This is a genomic window from Ferrovibrio sp. MS7 (assembly GCF_038404985.1).
Lineage (GTDB): Bacteria > Pseudomonadota > Alphaproteobacteria > Ferrovibrionales > Ferrovibrionaceae > Ferrovibrio > Ferrovibrio plantarum.
The window spans coordinates 99,626-117,711 of the sequence record NZ_JBBKBA010000002.1 but is presented as its reverse complement, the minus strand read 5'-3'; the positions used below and the strand labels follow the sequence as shown (position 1 = coordinate 117,711).

General features: G+C 64.9%; 11 protein-coding genes. 7 read left to right on the top strand and 4 right to left on the bottom strand.

Annotation, left to right across the window (positions count from 1 at the left end; translation table 11 throughout):
- The first annotated feature begins 81 nt into the window (after positions 1-81).
- The 7 genes from ileS to mutL all read left to right on the top strand — a co-directional run bounded on the left by ileS (position 82) and on the right by mutL (position 10,774).
- Positions 82-2,904, top strand: coding sequence for an isoleucine--tRNA ligase (ileS, locus tag V6B08_RS13875; protein ID WP_341981863.1), 2,823 nt, complete (start codon positions 82-84; stop codon positions 2,902-2,904).
- The gene (lspA, locus tag V6B08_RS13870; protein WP_341981860.1) at positions 2,904-3,407 is read left to right on the top strand and encodes a signal peptidase II; all 504 of its coding nucleotides are present in this window, start codon (positions 2,904-2,906) and stop codon (positions 3,405-3,407) included. The genes ileS and lspA overlap by 1 nt, the downstream gene beginning before the upstream one ends.
- A 146-nt stretch (positions 3,408-3,553) precedes the next feature.
- Positions 3,554-5,464, top strand: a complete 1,911-nt coding sequence (locus V6B08_RS13865; RefSeq protein ID WP_341981858.1) for an ATP-binding protein — start codon at positions 3,554-3,556, stop codon at positions 5,462-5,464.
- A gap of 102 nt (positions 5,465-5,566) precedes the next feature.
- On the top strand, positions 5,567-6,178 hold the full coding sequence (locus V6B08_RS13860; protein ID WP_341981856.1) for a DUF3035 domain-containing protein: 612 nt from the start codon (positions 5,567-5,569) through the stop codon (positions 6,176-6,178).
- 91 nt (positions 6,179-6,269) lie between these two features.
- Entirely contained in the window at positions 6,270-7,607 is a 1,338-nt protein-coding gene (locus tag V6B08_RS13855; RefSeq protein WP_341981854.1) for a M16 family metallopeptidase, read from the top strand.
- A gap of 11 nt (positions 7,608-7,618) precedes the next feature.
- A complete protein-coding gene (locus tag V6B08_RS13850) occupies positions 7,619-8,926 on the top strand; it encodes a M16 family metallopeptidase (RefSeq protein ID WP_341981852.1) in 1,308 nt (435 codons plus the stop codon).
- 6 nt (positions 8,927-8,932) lie between these two features.
- A complete protein-coding gene (gene mutL, locus V6B08_RS13845) occupies positions 8,933-10,774 on the top strand; it encodes a DNA mismatch repair endonuclease MutL (protein WP_341981850.1) in 1,842 nt (613 codons plus the stop codon).
- On the opposite strand, the gene V6B08_RS13840 is transcribed toward mutL, so the two are convergent.
- The 4 genes from V6B08_RS13840 to V6B08_RS13825 all read right to left on the bottom strand — a co-directional run bounded on the left by V6B08_RS13840 (position 10,775) and on the right by V6B08_RS13825 (position 17,908).
- Positions 10,775-12,424: an isovaleryl-CoA dehydrogenase gene (locus V6B08_RS13840; protein ID WP_341981848.1), complete on the bottom strand. Its 1,650-nt coding sequence runs from the start codon at positions 12,422-12,424 to the stop codon at positions 10,775-10,777.
- A 187-nt stretch (positions 12,425-12,611) separates the two neighbouring features.
- Positions 12,612-13,601 carry a hypothetical protein gene (locus V6B08_RS13835; RefSeq protein ID WP_341981845.1) on the bottom strand — a complete coding sequence of 330 codons (990 nt, stop codon included), beginning with the start codon at positions 13,599-13,601 and terminating at the stop codon, positions 12,612-12,614.
- An 80-nt stretch (positions 13,602-13,681) separates the two neighbouring features.
- Positions 13,682-17,323, bottom strand: a complete 3,642-nt coding sequence (locus V6B08_RS13830; protein WP_341981843.1) for a hydantoinase B/oxoprolinase family protein — start codon at positions 17,321-17,323, stop codon at positions 13,682-13,684.
- 69 nt (positions 17,324-17,392) lie between these two features.
- Positions 17,393-17,908, bottom strand: a complete 516-nt coding sequence (locus V6B08_RS13825; RefSeq protein WP_341981842.1) for a winged helix DNA-binding protein — start codon at positions 17,906-17,908, stop codon at positions 17,393-17,395.
- Positions 17,909-18,086: the final 178 nt, after the last annotated feature.

Below are 18,086 nucleotides of genomic sequence, written 5' to 3'. Positions count from 1 at the left end.
GGCCGGGTTCTCTCGCCGTTTTCACTTATATATCCGCGTGTTCCCGACGCGACGCCCTAGGGCCGCCAGCCGAGTGATGTCATGACCAAAGACTACCGCGAAACCGTATTTCTGCCCGAGACCGCTTTCCCGATGAAGGCCGGCCTGCCGGCCAAGGAGCCGGAAATCCTGGCTCGCTGGCAGAAGAACGACCTGTACCGCCAGCTCCGCAATGATTCAAAGGGCCGCGAGAAATTCGTGCTGCACGATGGCCCGCCCTATGCCAACGGCAACCTGCATATCGGCCACGCGCTGAACAAGATCCTCAAGGACGTGATCAACCGTTCGCGGCAGATGATGGGCTATGACGCCAATTACGTGCCGGGCTGGGATTGCCATGGCCTGCCGATCGAATGGAAGATCGAGGAGAAGTACCGCGCCGCCGGCAAGAACAAGGACGATGTGCCGATCGACGAATTCCGCAAGGAATGCCGCGATTTCGCCGAGCATTGGATCGCCGTGCAGAGCAAGGAATTCCAGCGTTTCGGCGTGATCGGCGACTGGAAGGATCCCTACACCACGATGAGCTTCGCGGCCGAAGCCCAGATCGTGCGCGAGATCCAGAAATTCGTGATGAATGGCGGCCTGTTCAAGGGCTCGAAGCCGGTGCTGTGGTCGATCGTCGAGCGTACTGCGCTGGCTGAGGCCGAGGTCGAGTACCAGGAACACACCTCGCATACTATCTTCGCCAAATTTCCGGTGATGAAGGCCAGCAACCCGGCGCTCGAAGGCACCAGCATCGTGATCTGGACCACCACGCCCTGGACCATGCCGGGCAACCGGGCCGTGGCGCTTTCGCATGACGCAGAGTATGTGCGCCTGCGCGTCGATGCGGTGGGTGAGAAGTCGCTGGCCAAGGTCGGCGATGATGTGGTGGTGGCGAAGGACCTGGCAGAAGCCGTGGCCAAGGCCTGCGCCATCGAGAGTTATAGCGTGCTGGCGACGCTGAAAGGCGCCGAGCTGCTTGGCAGCGTCTGCGCGCATCCGCTGCGCGGCCAGGGCTACGATTTCGACGTGCCAGTGCTGGCCGGCGATTTCGTCACGCTCGATGCCGGCACCGGCTTCGTGCATATCGCACCGGGCCATGGCGCCGACGACTACAATCTCGGCGTTGCCAATGGCATCGAAGTGCCGCACACGGTCGATGAGGATGGCAGCTACTTCCCGCATGTGCCGCTGTTCGCTGGCAAGCGGGTGCTGGACGATGCCGGCAAGGAAGGCGAGGCCAACCGGGCGGTGATCGAAGCGATCACGGCGGCGGGTGGCCTGCTCGGCCGTGGCCGGCTGCGCCACCAGTATCCGCATTCCTGGCGCTCCAAGGCGCCGCTGATCTTCCGCAATACGCCGCAATGGTTCATCTCCATGGCCACCAACGACCTGCGCAAGAAGGCGCTGGCGGCCATCGACGCCACCGCCTTCTATCCGCCGCAGGGCCGTAACCGGCTTTATGCGATGATCGAGCAGCGCCCGGACTGGGTGATCAGTCGCCAGCGTGCCTGGGGTGTGCCGATCACCGTGTTCGAGAACAAGCTGACCGGCGAAATCATGCGCGACGAGGCCGTGAACGAGCGTATCGTGCAGGCCTGCCTCAAGGGCGGCGCCGATGCCTGGTTCACCGCCAAGCCGGAGGATTTCCTTGGCAACAGCTATAATCCGGCCGAGTGGAAGATGGTGACGGACATCCTCGATGTCTGGTTCGATTCCGGCTCGACCCACAGCTTCGTGCTGGAGCAGCGGCCCGACCTGCAATGGCCGGCCTCGCTCTACCTCGAAGGCTCCGACCAGCATCGCGGCTGGTTCCATTCGTCGCTGCTGGAAAGCTGCGGCACGCGCGGCCGTGCGCCCTATGATGCCGTGCTGACCCATGGCTTCACGCTGGACGAGAAGGGCCGCAAGATGTCCAAGTCGCTCGGCAACACCGTCGAGCCGCAGAAGGTGATCGATCTGTTCGGCGCCGATATCCTGCGGCTCTGGGTGGTGTCGTCGGATTACTCGGAAGACTTGAGCGTCGGCGACAATATCATCAAGGCCCAGGCCGACGCCTATCGCCGCCTGCGCAACACACTGCGTTACCTGCTCGGCAATCTTGCCGGCTTCCAGGAGGCCGAGCGCCTGCCGGTGGCCGAGATGCCGGAACTGGAGCGCTGGGTGCTGCATCGCCTGGCCGAGTTGGGCCGCGTGGTGCGCGAAAGCTGCGAGGCCTATGATTTCCACCGTATGTATGTGGCGCTCTACAATTTCTGTGCCGTCGATCTCTCCAGCTTCTATTTCGATATCCGCAAGGATGCGCTGTATTGCGATGCGCCGGGCACCGTCCGCCGCCGCGCCGCGCGCACGGTGCTGGATGAATTGTTCAAGTGCCTGACCATCTGGCTGGCGCCGTTCATCTGCTACACCGCCGAGGAAGCCTGGCTGACCCGCTATCCCAGCGAGGATGGCTCGGTGCACCGTCAGGTGTTTCCGGCTTTGCCCGACGCCTGGCTTGATCCGGCGCTCGGCGCCAAGTGGGAGCGGGTGCGCCGCGTGCGCCGCGTTGTCACCGGTGCGCTGGAAATCGAACGCGCCGCCAAGCGCATCGGCTCCAGCCTGCAGGCTTCGCCGCAGGTCTTCGTCGCGCCGGAGGATGTGGAGGCGCTGCAGGGCATCGACTTCGCCGAAATCTGCATCACATCGAGCATCGCGGTGGAGGTCGGCGAAGGCCCGGCCGATGCCTTCCGGCTCGAGGATGTGAAGGGCGTTGCCGCGCTGCCGCGCCAGGCCAGCGGCATCAAGTGCGAACGCTGCTGGCAGGTGCTGGACGAGGTGGGCCATGTGCCTGGCCATGATGACCTCTGCAAGCGCTGCGCCGAGGCGGTAGCGGCCTGATGCCGGATCAGGCGCCGGAAAAGTCGAAGCAGGCGCGGCTGCTGGGCCTCGTCATCGCGGCACTGATCGTGATTTCCGATCAGCTCAGCAAGCCGTTCCTGCTCGACCTGATGGAGAAGAATCCCGGCGGCATCGAGGTGACGCCGTTCTTCAATCTGGTGATGGTGTGGAATCGGGGCGTCAGTTTCGGCATGTTCAGCGGCGCCGGTGACGAGCGCCGCTGGATTCTCATTGCCGCTGCCGCTGCCGTCACCGTCTGGCTGCTGATCTGGCTGTGGCGCGGGCCGGCGCGGCTGGTGACGGTGGCGCTCGGTTTGGTGATCGGCGGCGCCCTGGGCAATATCGGCGACCGGCTGCGCTTCGGTGCGGTTGCCGACTTTTTCGACTTCCACGCCTTTGGCTGGCATTGGCCAGCTTTCAACATTGCTGACTGCGCCATTGTCGTCGGCGTCTGCCTGCTGCTGCTCGACTCCTTGCTGCCCCGGCCCAACGGTCAGCCCTAGGCTGGGCCGGCCCTAAACCAGGGGTATGGATCGCGCCACCCTTCGTTGCACAAGGGTGGAAAAGGTGTCAGAGTTTCCACAGCAACAAGCTGCGGAGTGGGGATGGGCTCGGCCCGCGCAGAGATTGATCCGATCAGGCGGGGCGTATGAGTATTCCCTGGCATCGCCGACTATCGGTCAAGCAGGTGCAGGTCGCCGTGCTGGCGGCGCTGGTGCTTGGCTTCATCTCCAGCATTTTCCAGCTTATCCTCGATGTGCGCAGCGAACTCTCCAGCCGCGATACTGCGATCAATCAGGTCATGGACATGCTGAACGAGCCGGCGGCGCAGGCCGCCTATGCGCTCGACGAGCAGCTTGCCGTGCGCGTGGTCAATGGCCTGCTGCTCTATCGCCCGATCCTGCGCGCCGAAATCCATGACAATTACGGCCGCCGCATGGCGGTGCAGCAGCGCGAGGATACCGAGGGCAACTGGTTGACGCATCTTGTCGGCGCCGAGGACGAGGTGCGGACCCGGCCACTTTATGCCGCGCGCGGGCAGGAGTTGGTCGGCGAATTGCGCGTGGTGGTGGATGGCGACCAGTTCGCCGCCAATGTGGTGAACCGCATCGGCGTGGTGCTGGTCACCGGCTTTGTGCGCAATTTCTTTCTCGCCCTGCTGCTGACGGTGCTGTTCTACTACACCCTGACGCGGCCGTTGCTGGCCCTGGTGGAGCAGTTGAGCCGCGTCGATGCCGAGGACCCCACGGCTTCGCGGGTGCAGATTCCGGCACATCACCGCAACGATGAATTTGGCCTTCTGGCCAGCCGTATCAACGATATCCTGGTCGCGGCGGCGCGGCATTTGAGCGACCGCGACCGCGAGCGCGAATTGCTGCGCATGGTGCTGGATAACCTGCCGGCCCGCGTCACCTTGAAGGATACCGACCGGCGCTACATGCTGCTCAACCACCCGGCCGAATTGCTGTTCGGCATCGAGAATGCCGCCGCTGTCGGCCGTCGTGTCGATGATTTTCCGCTCACCTCGCTGGACAAGGCGAGCCGCCGCGCCTTCGTCGAACAGGCCAATATCAACGACCGGCAGTTGTTCGAGAGTGGCCAGCCGGTGATGAATTTCGAGAATACCTATCTCGACCGCGATGGCCACACCATCACCGCGCTGGAAAGCAAGGTGCCTTTGCGCGATGCCGAGGGCCGCGTGCGCGCGCTGCTCACCATCGCCACCGATATCACCGAACGCAAGCAGGCGGAGCGGGCGCTGGATGCCGCCAACACGCGGCTGCGTGCCCAGGCGCAGGATCTCGAGCGGCTGGCCGGCAGCCTGGCGCGCGAGCGCGAGCATGCCATCGCGGCCAACCGGGCCAAGAGCGAATTCCTCGCCAATATGAGCCACGAATTGCGCACGCCGCTGAATGCCGTGATCGGTTTTGCGGAAGTGATCGGGCTGCGCATGTGGGGGCCATCCTCCGAACGCTATTTTGACTACGCGCAGGATATCGTGGTGAGCGCGCGGCATCTGCTGAATGTGATCAACGATATCCTCGACATGTCGAAGATCGAGGCCGGGCGCTACGAGCTGTCGCTTGAGCCCACCGATGTTGCCCAGGTGGCGGAGGATTGCCTTACCATCGTGAAGGGCAGGGCGCGGGAAAACCGTATCGTGCTGATCAACGAACTGGGCGGCGCGGCCCTGCCGCTGCTGGAGTTGGACGCCCGTGCGGTGAAGCAGGTGCTGCTGAACCTGCTATCCAATGCCATCAAATTCACCCCGCCAGGCGGCCAGGTGCGGCTGGCCGGGGCGGTGGCCGCCGATGGCAGCGTGGAATTGCACGTGAAGGATACCGGTATCGGTATCCGCAAGGAGGATCTGGGCCGCATCTTCGAGCCGTTCTGGCAGGGCGATCCCAGCATCCGCCGGCGCACCGAGGGCACCGGCCTCGGCCTCGCCATCAGCCGCAAATTCATGGAACTGCATGGCGGCAGCCTCGAGATCACGTCGAAGGTTGGCGAAGGCACCGTGGCGATTGTCCGCTTTCCGTCACAAGTTCCTGTGAAATAACATAGATTCGCCGCTGCCCGAGTTGCCCGGCTGCCCTTGTAAGTTGGCGCCCGAGAGGCGATATTAGGCACGGATTACCTGAAGCCTGGGAGGCACTCCATCATGAGTCGACCGATCCGTGCCGGCCGACGCCATCTGGCCCTGCTTGTCTTGCTTGCCCTGCCTCTGGCGCTGACGGGCTGCGACACCGCGCGCGAGGCGCTGGGCCTGAACAAGAAGGCGCCGGATGAATTCGCCGTGGTGACCAAGGCGCCGTTGGTACTGCCGCCGGAATTCGGTCTGCGCCCGCCGGAACCCGGTGCGCCGCGACCGCAGGAAGTGACGGCGCGCGAGCGTGCCCAGGCCGCATTGAGCGGTGGTCGCGGCGAAGCCGCCGGCCAGTTGAGTCCGATGCAGCGCAGCGCCCAGGCCCAGGCCACGCCGCGCAGCCCGGGTGAGGCGCAGTTGCTGCAGCTTGCCCGCGCCAGCAATCCCGACCCGGATATCCGCCGCAAGGTGAATGACGAATTCACCCAGCTTGCCGAGCGCGACAGCCGCCTGGTCGACCGCCTGATCTTCTGGCAGAAGCCGCAGGACCCGAGCGGCACCGTGGTCGATCCGGCCAAGGAAGCCCAGCGCCTGCGCGAGAATGCCGCCCAGGGCAAGGCCGCCAATACCGGCGATGTGCCGACCGTGAAGCGCCGCGAGCGCGGCATTCTGGAAGGCATCTTTTAAGCCGCTGCCGGCTGCCCTATATGCTGCATGACAGGCCCATCCCGGTGGCCTGCCTGCCGCTGCAATAGCCCGAATGCCTTGAGGGGATCCGATGCGCCGTCTGCTCTTCGCTCTGCTCCTCGCCGGCCTGGCCGGCTTCTCTGTTGCCATTCCCGCTTCCGCCCAGGTCTTCAATCCCACCCGCTTCACGCTCGGCAATGGCCTGGAAGTGGTGCTGATCGAGGATCACCGCGCCCCCATCGTCAATCACATGGTGTGGTACAAGGTTGGCGCTGCCGATGAGGCGCCGGGCGAATCCGGCGTGGCGCATTATCTCGAACACCTGATGTTCAAGGGCACGCCCAGCGTGCCGGCGGGCGAATTCTCCAAGATCGTGGCGCGCGAAGGCGGCCGCGACAATGCCTTCACCTCGTCGGATTATACCGGCTATTTCCAGACCATTGCGCGCGACCGGCTGGAACTGGTGATGCGCATGGAGGCGGACCGTATGCACCGCCTCAGCCTCAAGGAAGCCGATGCCAAGCCGGAATTGCAGGTGGTGATGGAGGAGCGCTTAAGCCGCACCGACAATTCGCCGCGCGGCCAGTTTGGCGAACAGATGGATGCGGCGATGTATCTGGCGCATCCCTATGGCCGCCCGATCATCGGCTGGGCGCATGAAATCCAGCGCCTCAATCTGGAGAAGGCGATGGCCTTCTACCGCATGCATTACGCGCCGAACAACGCCGTGCTGATCGTCGCCGGCGATGTCACGCCCGACGAATTGCGTGCGCTGGCCGAGAAGCATTACGGCATGATCCCGATGCGCCCCGTGCCGCCGCGTTTCCGCCCGCAGGAGCCGCCGCAGCTTGCCGCGCGCCGCCTCACCATGCATGACCCGCGGGTGACGCAGCCCTCGCTGACCCGCAGCTACCTGGCGCCCAGCCGCGTGGCAGGCGAGACGCGCCATGCCGTGCCGCTTTCGGTGCTGGCGGAAATCCTGAGCAATGCCACGGGCCGGCTGCATCGCGCTTTGGTCGCCAATGATGGCCCGGCTGCCGGTGCCGGTGCCTATTACCAGTCGCTGTCGGTCGATCCCAGCACCTTCACCTTGTCTGCTTCGCCCAAATCGGGCCGCAAGATTGATGAGGTCGAGGCGGCGCTCGACAAGGTGCTGGAGACGCTGCTGAAGGAGGGCGTCACCGAATTCGAGCTGACGGCGGCGAAGAACGTGATGCTGGCCGATGCCGTCTATGCCCGCGACAGCCTGTTCGGCGCCGCGCGCACCTTCGGCGTCGCGCTCACTGCCGGCTTGAGCGTGGAGCAGGTGGAAGCCTGGCCGCAACTGGTCCGCGCCGTGACCGCTGAGCAGGTACTGGAGGCGGCGCGTCATGTCTTCGATCTGCGCCGCTCGGTCACCGGGCTGTTGCTGCCTAAAGAACAGAGTTGAGGAGTAGGCCGATGCGTCGCTGGTTCCTGGCCCTTGTCGTGCTGCTGTTGCCGCTGGCCGCCCAGGCCGGCCCGAAGATCGAGCGCGTGGTCGGCGCCAGCGGTGTCGAAGCCTGGCTGGTGCGCGAGCCGAAGATTCCGATGATCGCGCTACAGGCGGTATGGCGCGGCGGTTCGGCTACCGATCCCACTGGCCTCGAAGGCCGCGCTGCCATCGCTGCCGACCTGCTCACCGAAGGCGCCGGCGATCTCGATGCCGAAGCTTACCAGTCGGCCTTGCGTGCCGATGCGATTTCCATCGATGCCTCGGCCGACCGCGATTATCTCTCGCTCAACCTGCGCACGCTGTCGGAGAAGCGCGAGCGCGCCTTCGAGCTGCTGGCGCAGACCCTGACGCAGCCGCGTTTCGATGCCGAGCCGATCCAGCGTGTGAAGGCGCAGGCCCTGGTGGCGGCGCAGCGGGCGCGCACCTCTCCCGGCAGCATCGCCAATAACCGCTTCATGGCCATCGCCTTCCCGGGCCACCCCTATGGCCGCCCAGCCCAGGCCTCGGCGGAAAGCCTGGAACGCCTCAGCGCCGGTGATTTCGGCGCCTACGTCAAAAGCGTGCTGGCGCGGCGCAATCTGGTGATCGGCGTGGTCGGCGATATCGCGCCGGAAGAACTGAAGCGGCTGCTGGACCTGAGCTTCGGCAAGCTGCCGCTGGAGCCGCAGCTTGAACTGCCGGGCAAGACCGTGCCGCAGGTGGCCGCCAAGCCTGTCGTGGTGCCCTATGCCAACCCGCAGAGCATTGTGCTGTTCGGTGCGCCGGGCCTGCTGCGCGACGATCCTGATTATTACGCCGCCACGGTGCTGAACTACGTGCTTGGCGGGGGCAGTTTCTCCTCGCGCCTGATGGAAGAGATCCGCGAAAAGCGTGGCCTGGTCTATTCGGTTTCCACCGGCCTGCAGCCGATGCCGGCGGCGGGCCTGTTCGCCGGCTCGCTTTCCACCCGCAACGAGCAGGTGGGGCAGGCTTTGGGCCTGGTGCGCGAGAACCTGCTCACTCTGGCGCGCGATGGCCTCACCGATGGCGAGATCGCCAATGCCAAGGCTTATCTCACCGGTTCCTTCCCGCTGCGGCTGTCATCCAATTCTGCCATTGCCGGCATGCTGACGGCGATGCAGCTTGCCGGACTGGGCATGGATTACATCGACCGCTATGCCGATTACATCAACGCCGTGACGCCCGATGATATCCGCCGCGTGGCGCAGCGCCTGTTTGCCAATGGCGATCTGCTGGTCGTTGTGGTCGGCGAGCCCGGCGGGCTGGGCGGCTGAGCCTGCATGCCGATCCGCCGCCTGCCGGAAACCCTGGTCAACCGCATCGCTGCCGGCGAAGTGGTGGAGCGTCCGGCTTCGGCGGTGAAGGAATTGGTGGAGAATGCGCTGGATGCCGGCGCGCGTCGCGTCGATGTCACTATCAGCAATGGTGGCCGCACGCTGATCAGCGTGGTGGATGACGGCATTGGCATGGCAGCGGATGAACTGCCCGTCGCCGTGGAGCGCCACGCCACTTCAAAGCTCCCGGGTGATGACCTGCTCGATATCAAGTGGCTCGGCTTCCGTGGCGAGGCTTTGCCCTCCATCGGCGCGGTCAGCCGGCTCACCCTGGTCAGCCGGCGCAAGGGCGATGAGAGCGGTTATGCGCTGAAGGTGGAAGGCGGCGCGGTCGGCAAGGTGAAACCGGCAGCCGCTGGCTTCGGCACCCGCATCGAGGTGCGCGACCTGTTCTATGCCGTGCCGGCGCGGCTGAAATTCCTTAAATCTGAGCGCTCGGAATCCCTGGCGGTGCAGGAGATCGTGCGCCGCCTGGCCATGGCCCATGCCGAAGTCGGTTTCACCCTGCAGGAAGATGGCCGCACCAGCTTTCGTGCCGACGCATCGCAGGCCGAGATGCTGCCCGAGGAAAGCCGGCTGCGGCGCCTGGAGCAGATTCTGGGCCGCGACTTCGCCGACAACGCGCTGCCCATCGAAGCCGAGCGCGAGGGCATCCGGCTGACCGGTTTCGCCGGCTTGCCGACCTATAATCGCGGCAATGCGCAGCACCAGTATCTGTTCGTGAATGGCCGCCCGGTGCGCGACAAGCTGTTTGTCGGCGCGGTGCGCGGCGCCTATGCCGATTTCCTCAGCCATGACCGGCATCCGGTGGTGGCTTTGTTCCTGGAACTGCCTGCCGAGCAGGTGGATGTGAATGTGCATCCGGCCAAAGCGGAAGTGCGCTTTCGCGATCCCGGCCTGGTGCGCGGCCTGATCGTCGGTGCGCTGCGCCATGCGCTGGCGGCGGCCGGCCATCGCGCTTCCACCACGGTGGCGCAGGTGGCGCTTGGCGCCCTGGGTCGCGCCGCCGCTGCGCCGACCATGCCGCTGCCGTTTTCCGGCGGGAATGGTCCGGCACGGCCGAATGTCTATGCCTACCAGCCGGAGCGTTTCGCGCCGGCCCTGGCCGATGCCGTGGCGCTCTACAATGCGCCGCCGCCGGAAGCCGGGTCCGGTTTGCAGCCGCAGGCGCGCGCCGATGAAACGCCGGGGCATATTGCGCCGGGCAATTTCCCGCTCGGCGCTGCAAGGGCACAGCTTCACGCCACCTATATCGTGGCGCAGACTGAGCAGGGCATCGTCATCGTGGATCAGCATGCCGCCCATGAGCGCCTGGTCTATGAGCGCATGAAACAGCATCTCAGCACAGGCAAGGTGCCGCGCCAGATGCTGCTGCTGCCCGAAGTCGTCGAACTGAACGAAGCCGAGGCCGCCCGTGTCGCCGCCCGTGCCGAGGAATTGGCCGAGCTTGGCCTGGTGTTGGAAGCCTTCGGCGCCGGCGCCATTCTTGTCCGCGAAGTGCCGGCGCTGCTCGGCGATGGCGACGTGAAGGGCCTGATCCGCGACCTTGCCGACGATCTCTCGGAATACGATGCCGCGCTGTCGCTCAAGGAGCGGCTGGAGGATGTCTGCGGCACCATGGCCTGCCATGGCAGCGTGCGGGCCGGGCGGCGGCTCACCACGGATGAGATGAACGCGCTACTGCGCCAGATGGAAGCGACGCCGCATTCCGGCCAGTGCAACCACGGCCGCCCGACCTATGTGGAATTGCAGCTCGCCGATATCGAAAAGCTGTTCGGCCGGCGCTGATTAATTCAGCACAGGCCGTGCCCGCTCGGCGATGCCGCGCAGGTCGGCGCCCTTGGGCAGGGTGCCGAAAGCGTGGCCCCAGTCGCCGGCCAGCCGCGAGGCGCAGAAGGCATCCGCCACCGCAGCCGGCGCACCGCGCACCAGCAGCGCACCCTGCAGGGTCAGCATCATGCGCTCGACCACGCGCCGCGCCCGGCTTTCGATATCGGCGACATCGGCGAATTCGGCCTTCAGCCCGGCAATCGCCTGATCGAGGCGCTTGTCGGCACCGCTGGCGGAATCGATCTCGGCCAGGAATACGTCCAGCGCATCGCCGGATTTCATCAGCGCACGCAGCACGTCCAGGCACATCACGTTGCCAGAGCCTTCCCAGATCGAATTGAGCGGGATTTCCTTGTACAGCATGCCCATCGGGCCTTCATCGACATAGCCGTTGCCGCCCAGCACCTCCATGGCTTCCACCACGGCCATCGGCGCCCGCTTGCACACCCAGTATTTTACCGCCGGGGTGCAGAGCCGCATGAAGGCGGCTTCCGCCGCGTCCATGTCGCGGCGGTCGAAGGCACGGGCGAGGCGCAAGGCCAGCGAGGTCGCGGCTTCCGATTCAAGCGCCAGGTCGGCCACCACGTTGGTCATCAGCGGCTGGTCGATCAGGTGGCGCTGGAAGGCGCGGCGATGGCTGGCATGGTGCAGGGCCTGCGCCACGGCGCCGCGCAGCAGGCCGGCCGAGCCGAGCGCGCAATCGAGCCGCGTGTAGGTGCCCATCTCGATGATGGTGGGCACGCCACGGCCTTCCTCGCCGAGCAGCTTGCCCCAGGCGCCGTGGAATTCCACTTCTGACGAGGCATTCGACTTGTTGCCGATCTTGTCCTTCAGGCGCTGGATGCGAATTTCATTGCGCGTGCCATCGGGCTTGAAGCGCGGCACGAAGAAGCAGCTCAAGCCGCCCGGCGCCTGGGCCAGCACCAGATGCGCGTCGCATTGCGGTGCCGAGAAGAACCATTTATGCCCGGTGATGATGAAGCCGCCCTGGCCATCGGGCTCGGCCCGCGTGGTGTTGGCGCGCACATCCGATCCGCCCTGTTTCTCGGTCATGCCCATGCCGAGCAGCACCGAGGTCTTTTGCTCTATCGGCGCCGAACGTTTGTCATAGCGGCGGTCATAGATTTTCGGCAGCCAGGTCTTGGCAATCTCGGCATCGCGGCGCAAGGCCGGCACCGAACCATAGGTCATGGTGGTGGGGCATTGGCTGCCCGGCTCGATCTGCGCATGCATGATATAGGCAGCCGCGCGGGCGACATGGGCCCCGGGCTTCGGGTCGGCCCAGGGTGCGCTATGCAGGCCCTGGCCGATGATCAGGCCCATGATCTGATGCCAGGCGGGATGGAATTCCACCTCGTCGCGGCGATGGCCGAAACGGTCGAAGAGTTGCAGTTGCGGCGGGAATTTATGCGCCAGCCGACCGGCCTCGATGGTTTCCGGCGCCCCCAGTTTGGCGCCATAGGCGGCAAGATCAGCCTCGGCCCAGGCAGCACCTTCGCGGCTGGCGGCATCGCTAAGCGCGCGGTCGGAGGTGAAGAGATTGTGGCCTTCCAGCGCTGGCGGCTGGTTGAGCACTTCATGGGTCTCGAAGGCGTTGAGCGCGGACATGGCGTTTCTCCCGGAACTTTGCCGCGACTCTAGCAGTGAAGCGGACTAAGAAAAGCCTGCCCCCGCGTAAACGGGCCGCAAAAATGCCACAGCGCCAAAAAACGGCAGTATAGCCGACTTAAGCTGCGCCGATTGTCTGGCGCGGCTGCTGCCGCTGGAAGCATTCATCGAGCAGGGGGCGTGAACCTCAAAAGCGCATCGCCAGGTTCAGTCGCGCCTGGGCCAGCGCCGGATCGGCATAGCCGCCCCAGGCTTCCTGGCTGATCGAATAGGCGGCCATCAGGGTCATGGCGCGGCGGTCCAGCGCCAGCGGTGTCCAGTGCATCTGCATATCCAGGCTTTGCTGCTGGCCGGCGATGGGCAACGCGTTACGGGTCGTCAGGTCGCGCTTCTGGCCGAGGGCGAATTCGTGGCTGGCGGTGAAATTCAGGCTGTCGCTTAAGGGCACGCCGATCTGCAGGCCGAAGCTGTTTATGTCGCGCCGTTCCGCTGCACGGTATTCGTTCTGCCGCTGTGCCGAGAGGCCGAACTTGTAGCCGCTGGCGAAATGCTGCGCCAGGGAGACGCGGTGTCGGTCCCGGCTGATCGAGGCAGCGGGATCGGCGGCATCGAACAGGCTGTCATAGCCGGCGGAAAGCGTCAGGGTCAGGTTCTGGCTGAGCAGGGCGGAAGCCTGGTTGTCGACGCCGAGGCGTCGCGCACCGCTGCCGGCCAGATCGCTCCAGATCAGCGCGGCATCGGGATTGACCTTGAACTTTACGCCATACTCCTCATAGGCGAGGCCGAACTTGCCTTTCAGCGTGTTGGTCTCGCTTTCGGCATCAATACTGCGACTCAGCGCGTCCGTGCCAGTAAGGGTGAGGCCATCCAGCAGCGGCAGGTCATAGCCGGTGAGCGGTGTAGCCGTCGTGCTGTAGGTTCTGACCTGATAGGGCTGGGCGTGGTTCGGCGTTGTGAGGTCGATATCCTGCATATCCAGCAGCGGACGCTGGCCCAGCAGCATCAAGGCCGGTGTTGGATCGTAGAGCGGTGGCAAACTGCTGTCGCGACCGATGCCGCAGATCGCGGCATCATCGGGACTGACGAAAAGCGGGCAGTCCGGGAACGCATCCTGGGCCAATGCCGGGCCAGTGGAACCCAGCAGCAGAACGGCACAGGTAGCGGCAAAGCGATGCACTCCCCCTCCACGGCATGAATAAGCAGCGGCATGCAGTGGAGGGAGACTCGCCGGTTACTGTGGCGGAATTTGGGCGGCGATTATTCCGCAGCCTGTTTCACTTCTTCAGCCTTGCCGAAGCCACCAGCCGAAGGCGTGGAGATGACGAAGACATCGCCGGGCTGCATCGGCGTCGAGCAGCGGCCCTCAAGCTCGTCGCGCTTGCCATTGGATCGCTCCACCCATTGCCGGCCGGTTTCGCCCTGGCAGCCGCCTTCGAGGCCGAACGGCGGCACAATGCGATGGGACGAGAGCAGCGTCGCGGTCATCGGCTCCAGGAAGCGCATGCGGCGGATGGTGCCGTCGCCGCCCTTGTGCTTGCCCTTGCCGCCGGAACCGCGCCGGATGCGGAAGGATTCCAGCAGCACGGGGAAGCGGAATTCCAGCACTTCCGGATCGGTGAGGCGGGCATTGGTCATATGGGTGTGCACAGCGTCGCAGCCATCGAATGTCGCCCCGGCGCCGCTGCCGCCGCAGATCGTCTCGTAATACTGGTAATCGTTATTGCCGAAGGTGAAATTGTTCATCGTGCCCTGGGCTGCCGACATCACGCCCAGCGCGCCGAAGATGGTGTCGGTGATGCACTGGCTGGTTTCAACATTGCCGGCCACCGTGGCGGCCGGGAACACCGGGTCCAGCATCGAGTTCTTCGGGATGATGATTTCCAGCGGCTTCAGGCAGCCGCCATTCAGCGGGATGTCGCTATCCACCAGGCAGCGGAAGGCATAGAGCACGGCAGCGACGCAGACCGCCGTCGGCGCGTTGTAATTGGTCGGGTGCACGCCGGACGTTCCGGTAAAGTCGATCTTTGCCGTTCTATCGGCGTGATTGACCGTCACCTTAACCTTGATCTCATAGCCGTCATCCATCGGATAGGTGAATTCGCCGTCCTTCAGGCGGCTGATCACGCGGCGTACGGATTCCTCCGCATTATCCTGCACATGGTTCATGTAGGCGCGCACCACATCCAGGCCGAACTGATCGACCATCTTGCGCAGTTCCTGGGCGCCCTTTTCGCAGGAAGCGATCTGCGCCTTGAGGTCGGCGACATTCTGGAACGGGTTACGTGAGGGATACTGGCCGGATTTCAGCAGCGCGACGATCTCGTCTTCCAGGAACCGGCCGCCATCCACCAGCAGCACGTTATCCAGCAGCACGCCTTCATCGGCGACAGTGCGACTGTCGGGCGGCATCGAGCCCGGCGTGGTGCCGCCGATATCGGCATGATGGCCGCGACTGCCGAGATAGAACAGCACCTCCTTGCCGGCCTTGTCAAAAACCGGGGTGATCACCGTGACATCGGGCAGATGCGTGCCGCCGGCATAGGGCGCATTCAGCACATAGACATCGCCGGGCTTCATGTTGCCGGCGCGCTTGCGCATCACGGTCTTGATCGATTCCGACATCGAGCCGAGATGCACCGGCATATGCGGCGCATTGGCGATCAGCTCGCCATCCAGATCGAAGATGGCGCAGGAGAAATCCAGGCGCTCCTTGATATTCACCGAATAGGCGGTCTTTTCCAGCACGCTGCCCATCTGCTCGGCAATCGACATGAACAGGTTGTTGAAGATTTCCAGCATCACCGGATCGACGTCGGTACCGATGGCCTTGCGCTCGGGCAGGGCCTCGACGCGCTTCAGCACCAGGTCGCGGCGCTCGGTAAGCCGGGCCTGCCAGCCCGGCTCCAGCACGATGGTCGACGTGCTTTCGGTGATGATCGCCGGGCCGTTCAGCTTTTCGCCCGGATTCAGCTTCTCACGGTCATAGACTGGCGTGTCATGCCATTTGCCGGCCATGTAGGCGCGGCGGCGGGCAAGTGCTGGAATGGCTTCGGGCGCGCGAATCTCGCCGATGGCTTCCACGCTATCGGGTGCGCGCTCGCCTTCGCCCACCACTTCCACAGCCACCGAGCCGGCGATGAGCTGCTTTTCCGGGCTGATGAAACCGAAACGCTGGCGATGCGCGGTTTCGAAAGCGGCCTTGGTGCTCTCCAGGTCGCCGAAATCCACCACCAGCGGCGAATCCGAGCCACCATAGCGCAGGTGCAGCTTGCGCAGAATGGTGACGCGCTCCGGCGCCACGCCCTGGCGCAGCATCTCGGCCCGTGCTTCTTCGGCCAGCGCATCGAGTTCCTTGGCCAGCGCGGGCAGGGCGGCGGCCTCGAAGCTGCGCTCCACGGTCTTTTCCTTCAGCACGCGCATGTCGGCCAGGCCCATGCCATAGGCGGAAAGCACGCCGGCCAGCGGATGCAGCAGCACTTCCGTCATGCCGAGCGCATCGGCCACCAGGCAGGCATGCTGGCCGCCAGCACCGCCGAAGCTGGTCAGCACATACTTGGTCACGTCATAGCCGCGCGCGACGGAAATCTTCTTGATCGCGTTGGCCATGTTCTCAACCGCGATGGCGAGGAAGCCCTCGGCCATTTCCTCGATGCTGCGGCTATCGCCGCTTTCGGCTTTCACGCGCGCCTGCAGTTCGGCGAATTTCGTCTTGACAATTTCGGCATCCAGCGGCTGGTCGCCATTGGGGCCGAACACGGCGGGGAAGAAATCGGGTTGCAGCTTGCCCAGCACCACGTTGCAGTCGGTGACGGCGAGCGGGCCGCCGCGCCGGTAGCAGGCCGGGCCGGGATTGGCGCCGGCTGAATCCGGGCCGACGCGGTAGCGCGCACCATCGAAATGCAGGATCGAGCCGCCGCCGGCAGCCACTGTGTTGATCAGCATCATCGGCGCGCGCATGCGCACGCCCGCGACCATGGTCTCGAAGGCGCGCTCGTATTCGCCGTCGTAATGGCTTACATCGGTGGAGGTGCCGCCCATGTCGAAGCCGATCACCTTGGCGAAGCCGGCCCGGGTCGAGGTCTGCACCAAGCCGACCACGCCGCCGGCCGGGCCTGATAGGATGCTGTCCTTGCCCTGGAAGTAATTGGCGTCCGCCAGGCCGCCATTCGACTGCATGAACATCAGCCGCAGGTTATTCTTTTCCGCGTCGAGCTGGCTCGCCACCTGATCGACATAGCGCCGCAGGATCGGCGAGACATAGGCATCCACCACAGTGGTATCGCCACGGCTGACGAACTTGATCAGCGGGCTGACCTGGTGGCTGGCGGAAACCTGGCTGAAGCCGATCTGGCGGGCGAGTGCCGCCACCTTGGCCTCATGCTCAGGGTAGCGGTAGCCATGCATGAACAGCACCGCGCAGGCGCGGATGCCATCAGCATAGGCGGCCTTCAACGCGGCTTCGGCGGCGGCGAGGTCGAGCGGGGTTTCGATCGAGCCATCGACCCGCACGCGCTCCGGCACTTCCACCACGCGCTCGTAAAGCATCTCGGGCAACTGGATATGCAGCGCGAACAGCTTCGGCCGGGTCTGGTAGCCGATGCGGAGCTGGTCGCCAAAGCCTTCGGAGACCAGCAGCAGCACGCGGTCGCCCTTGCGCTCGAGCAGCGCATTGGTCGCCACCGTGGTGCCCATCTTCACCGCCTTGATGGCGCCGGCGGGCAGCGGCTCGCCATTCTTGAGCCCCAGCAGGTCGCGAATGCCCTGCACGGCGGCATCCTTGTAGCGTTCCGGGTTTTCCGAGAGCAGCTTGTGGGTGACGATGCTGCCATCGGGCTTGCGGCCAACGATGTCGGTGAAAGTGCCGCCGCGATCGATCCAGAACTCCCACTGCGCGCTCATCTGATCCTCCGTTCAAGGTGACGGCACCATCCCAGGACGTTGATAAATTGTCAACGAATAGTCATCGTCCTAAAGCGAGGCGGCGGCGCGGGCGGCCTGGTCGTAGAGGCCGGACAGGGCCCGCATGGTCTCGGCGATGCGGGCGATCTCGCCCGGCTGTCGGCCGATCAGGGCGGCGGCCTCGGCCAGCAATTCCTCGCGCACCTTGCGATAGCTGAGGCAGGCCTCGCGGCCCGCCGCCGTGGTGGAATAGTGGATTTCCTTGCCGCGTTTCTCGCCGCTCACCAGCCCCAGGCGCTGCAGCTTCTTGAGGCCGTAATTGACGGTGTGGCTGTCTTCCACATTCAGCACCAGGCAGAGATCGGCCAACCGCTTCGGGCGGTCGCGGTGATTCACGCCATGCAGCACCATCACGTCCAGCGCCGCCAGGTCCGGCGTGCCGGCGGCATTCATGCAGCGCACGATCCAGCGGTTGAAGGCATTGGCGGTCATCATCAGGGCAAACTCGAATTCGCTGAGTTCGCTCAGGCGTTCGGATGCGAGATGCGCCGAGGAAACGATCGGCCGGTGGGTTCGCGTTCCCACGGCGGTTTCTTGGGCTTTTGCCGCTTTTGTCACCTTGTTGCCCGGCTTCTTGCCTGCCGCTGCCATCTGCGCCCCCAATGTTCTGCCGTATGTTCCGCTGCCGGCGCAGTAAAGCCGTTCCCGTCCACGAGGCCAAGAGCCGGGCCCGTTCCGGCGCATAACCGTCATGCAGGCCATG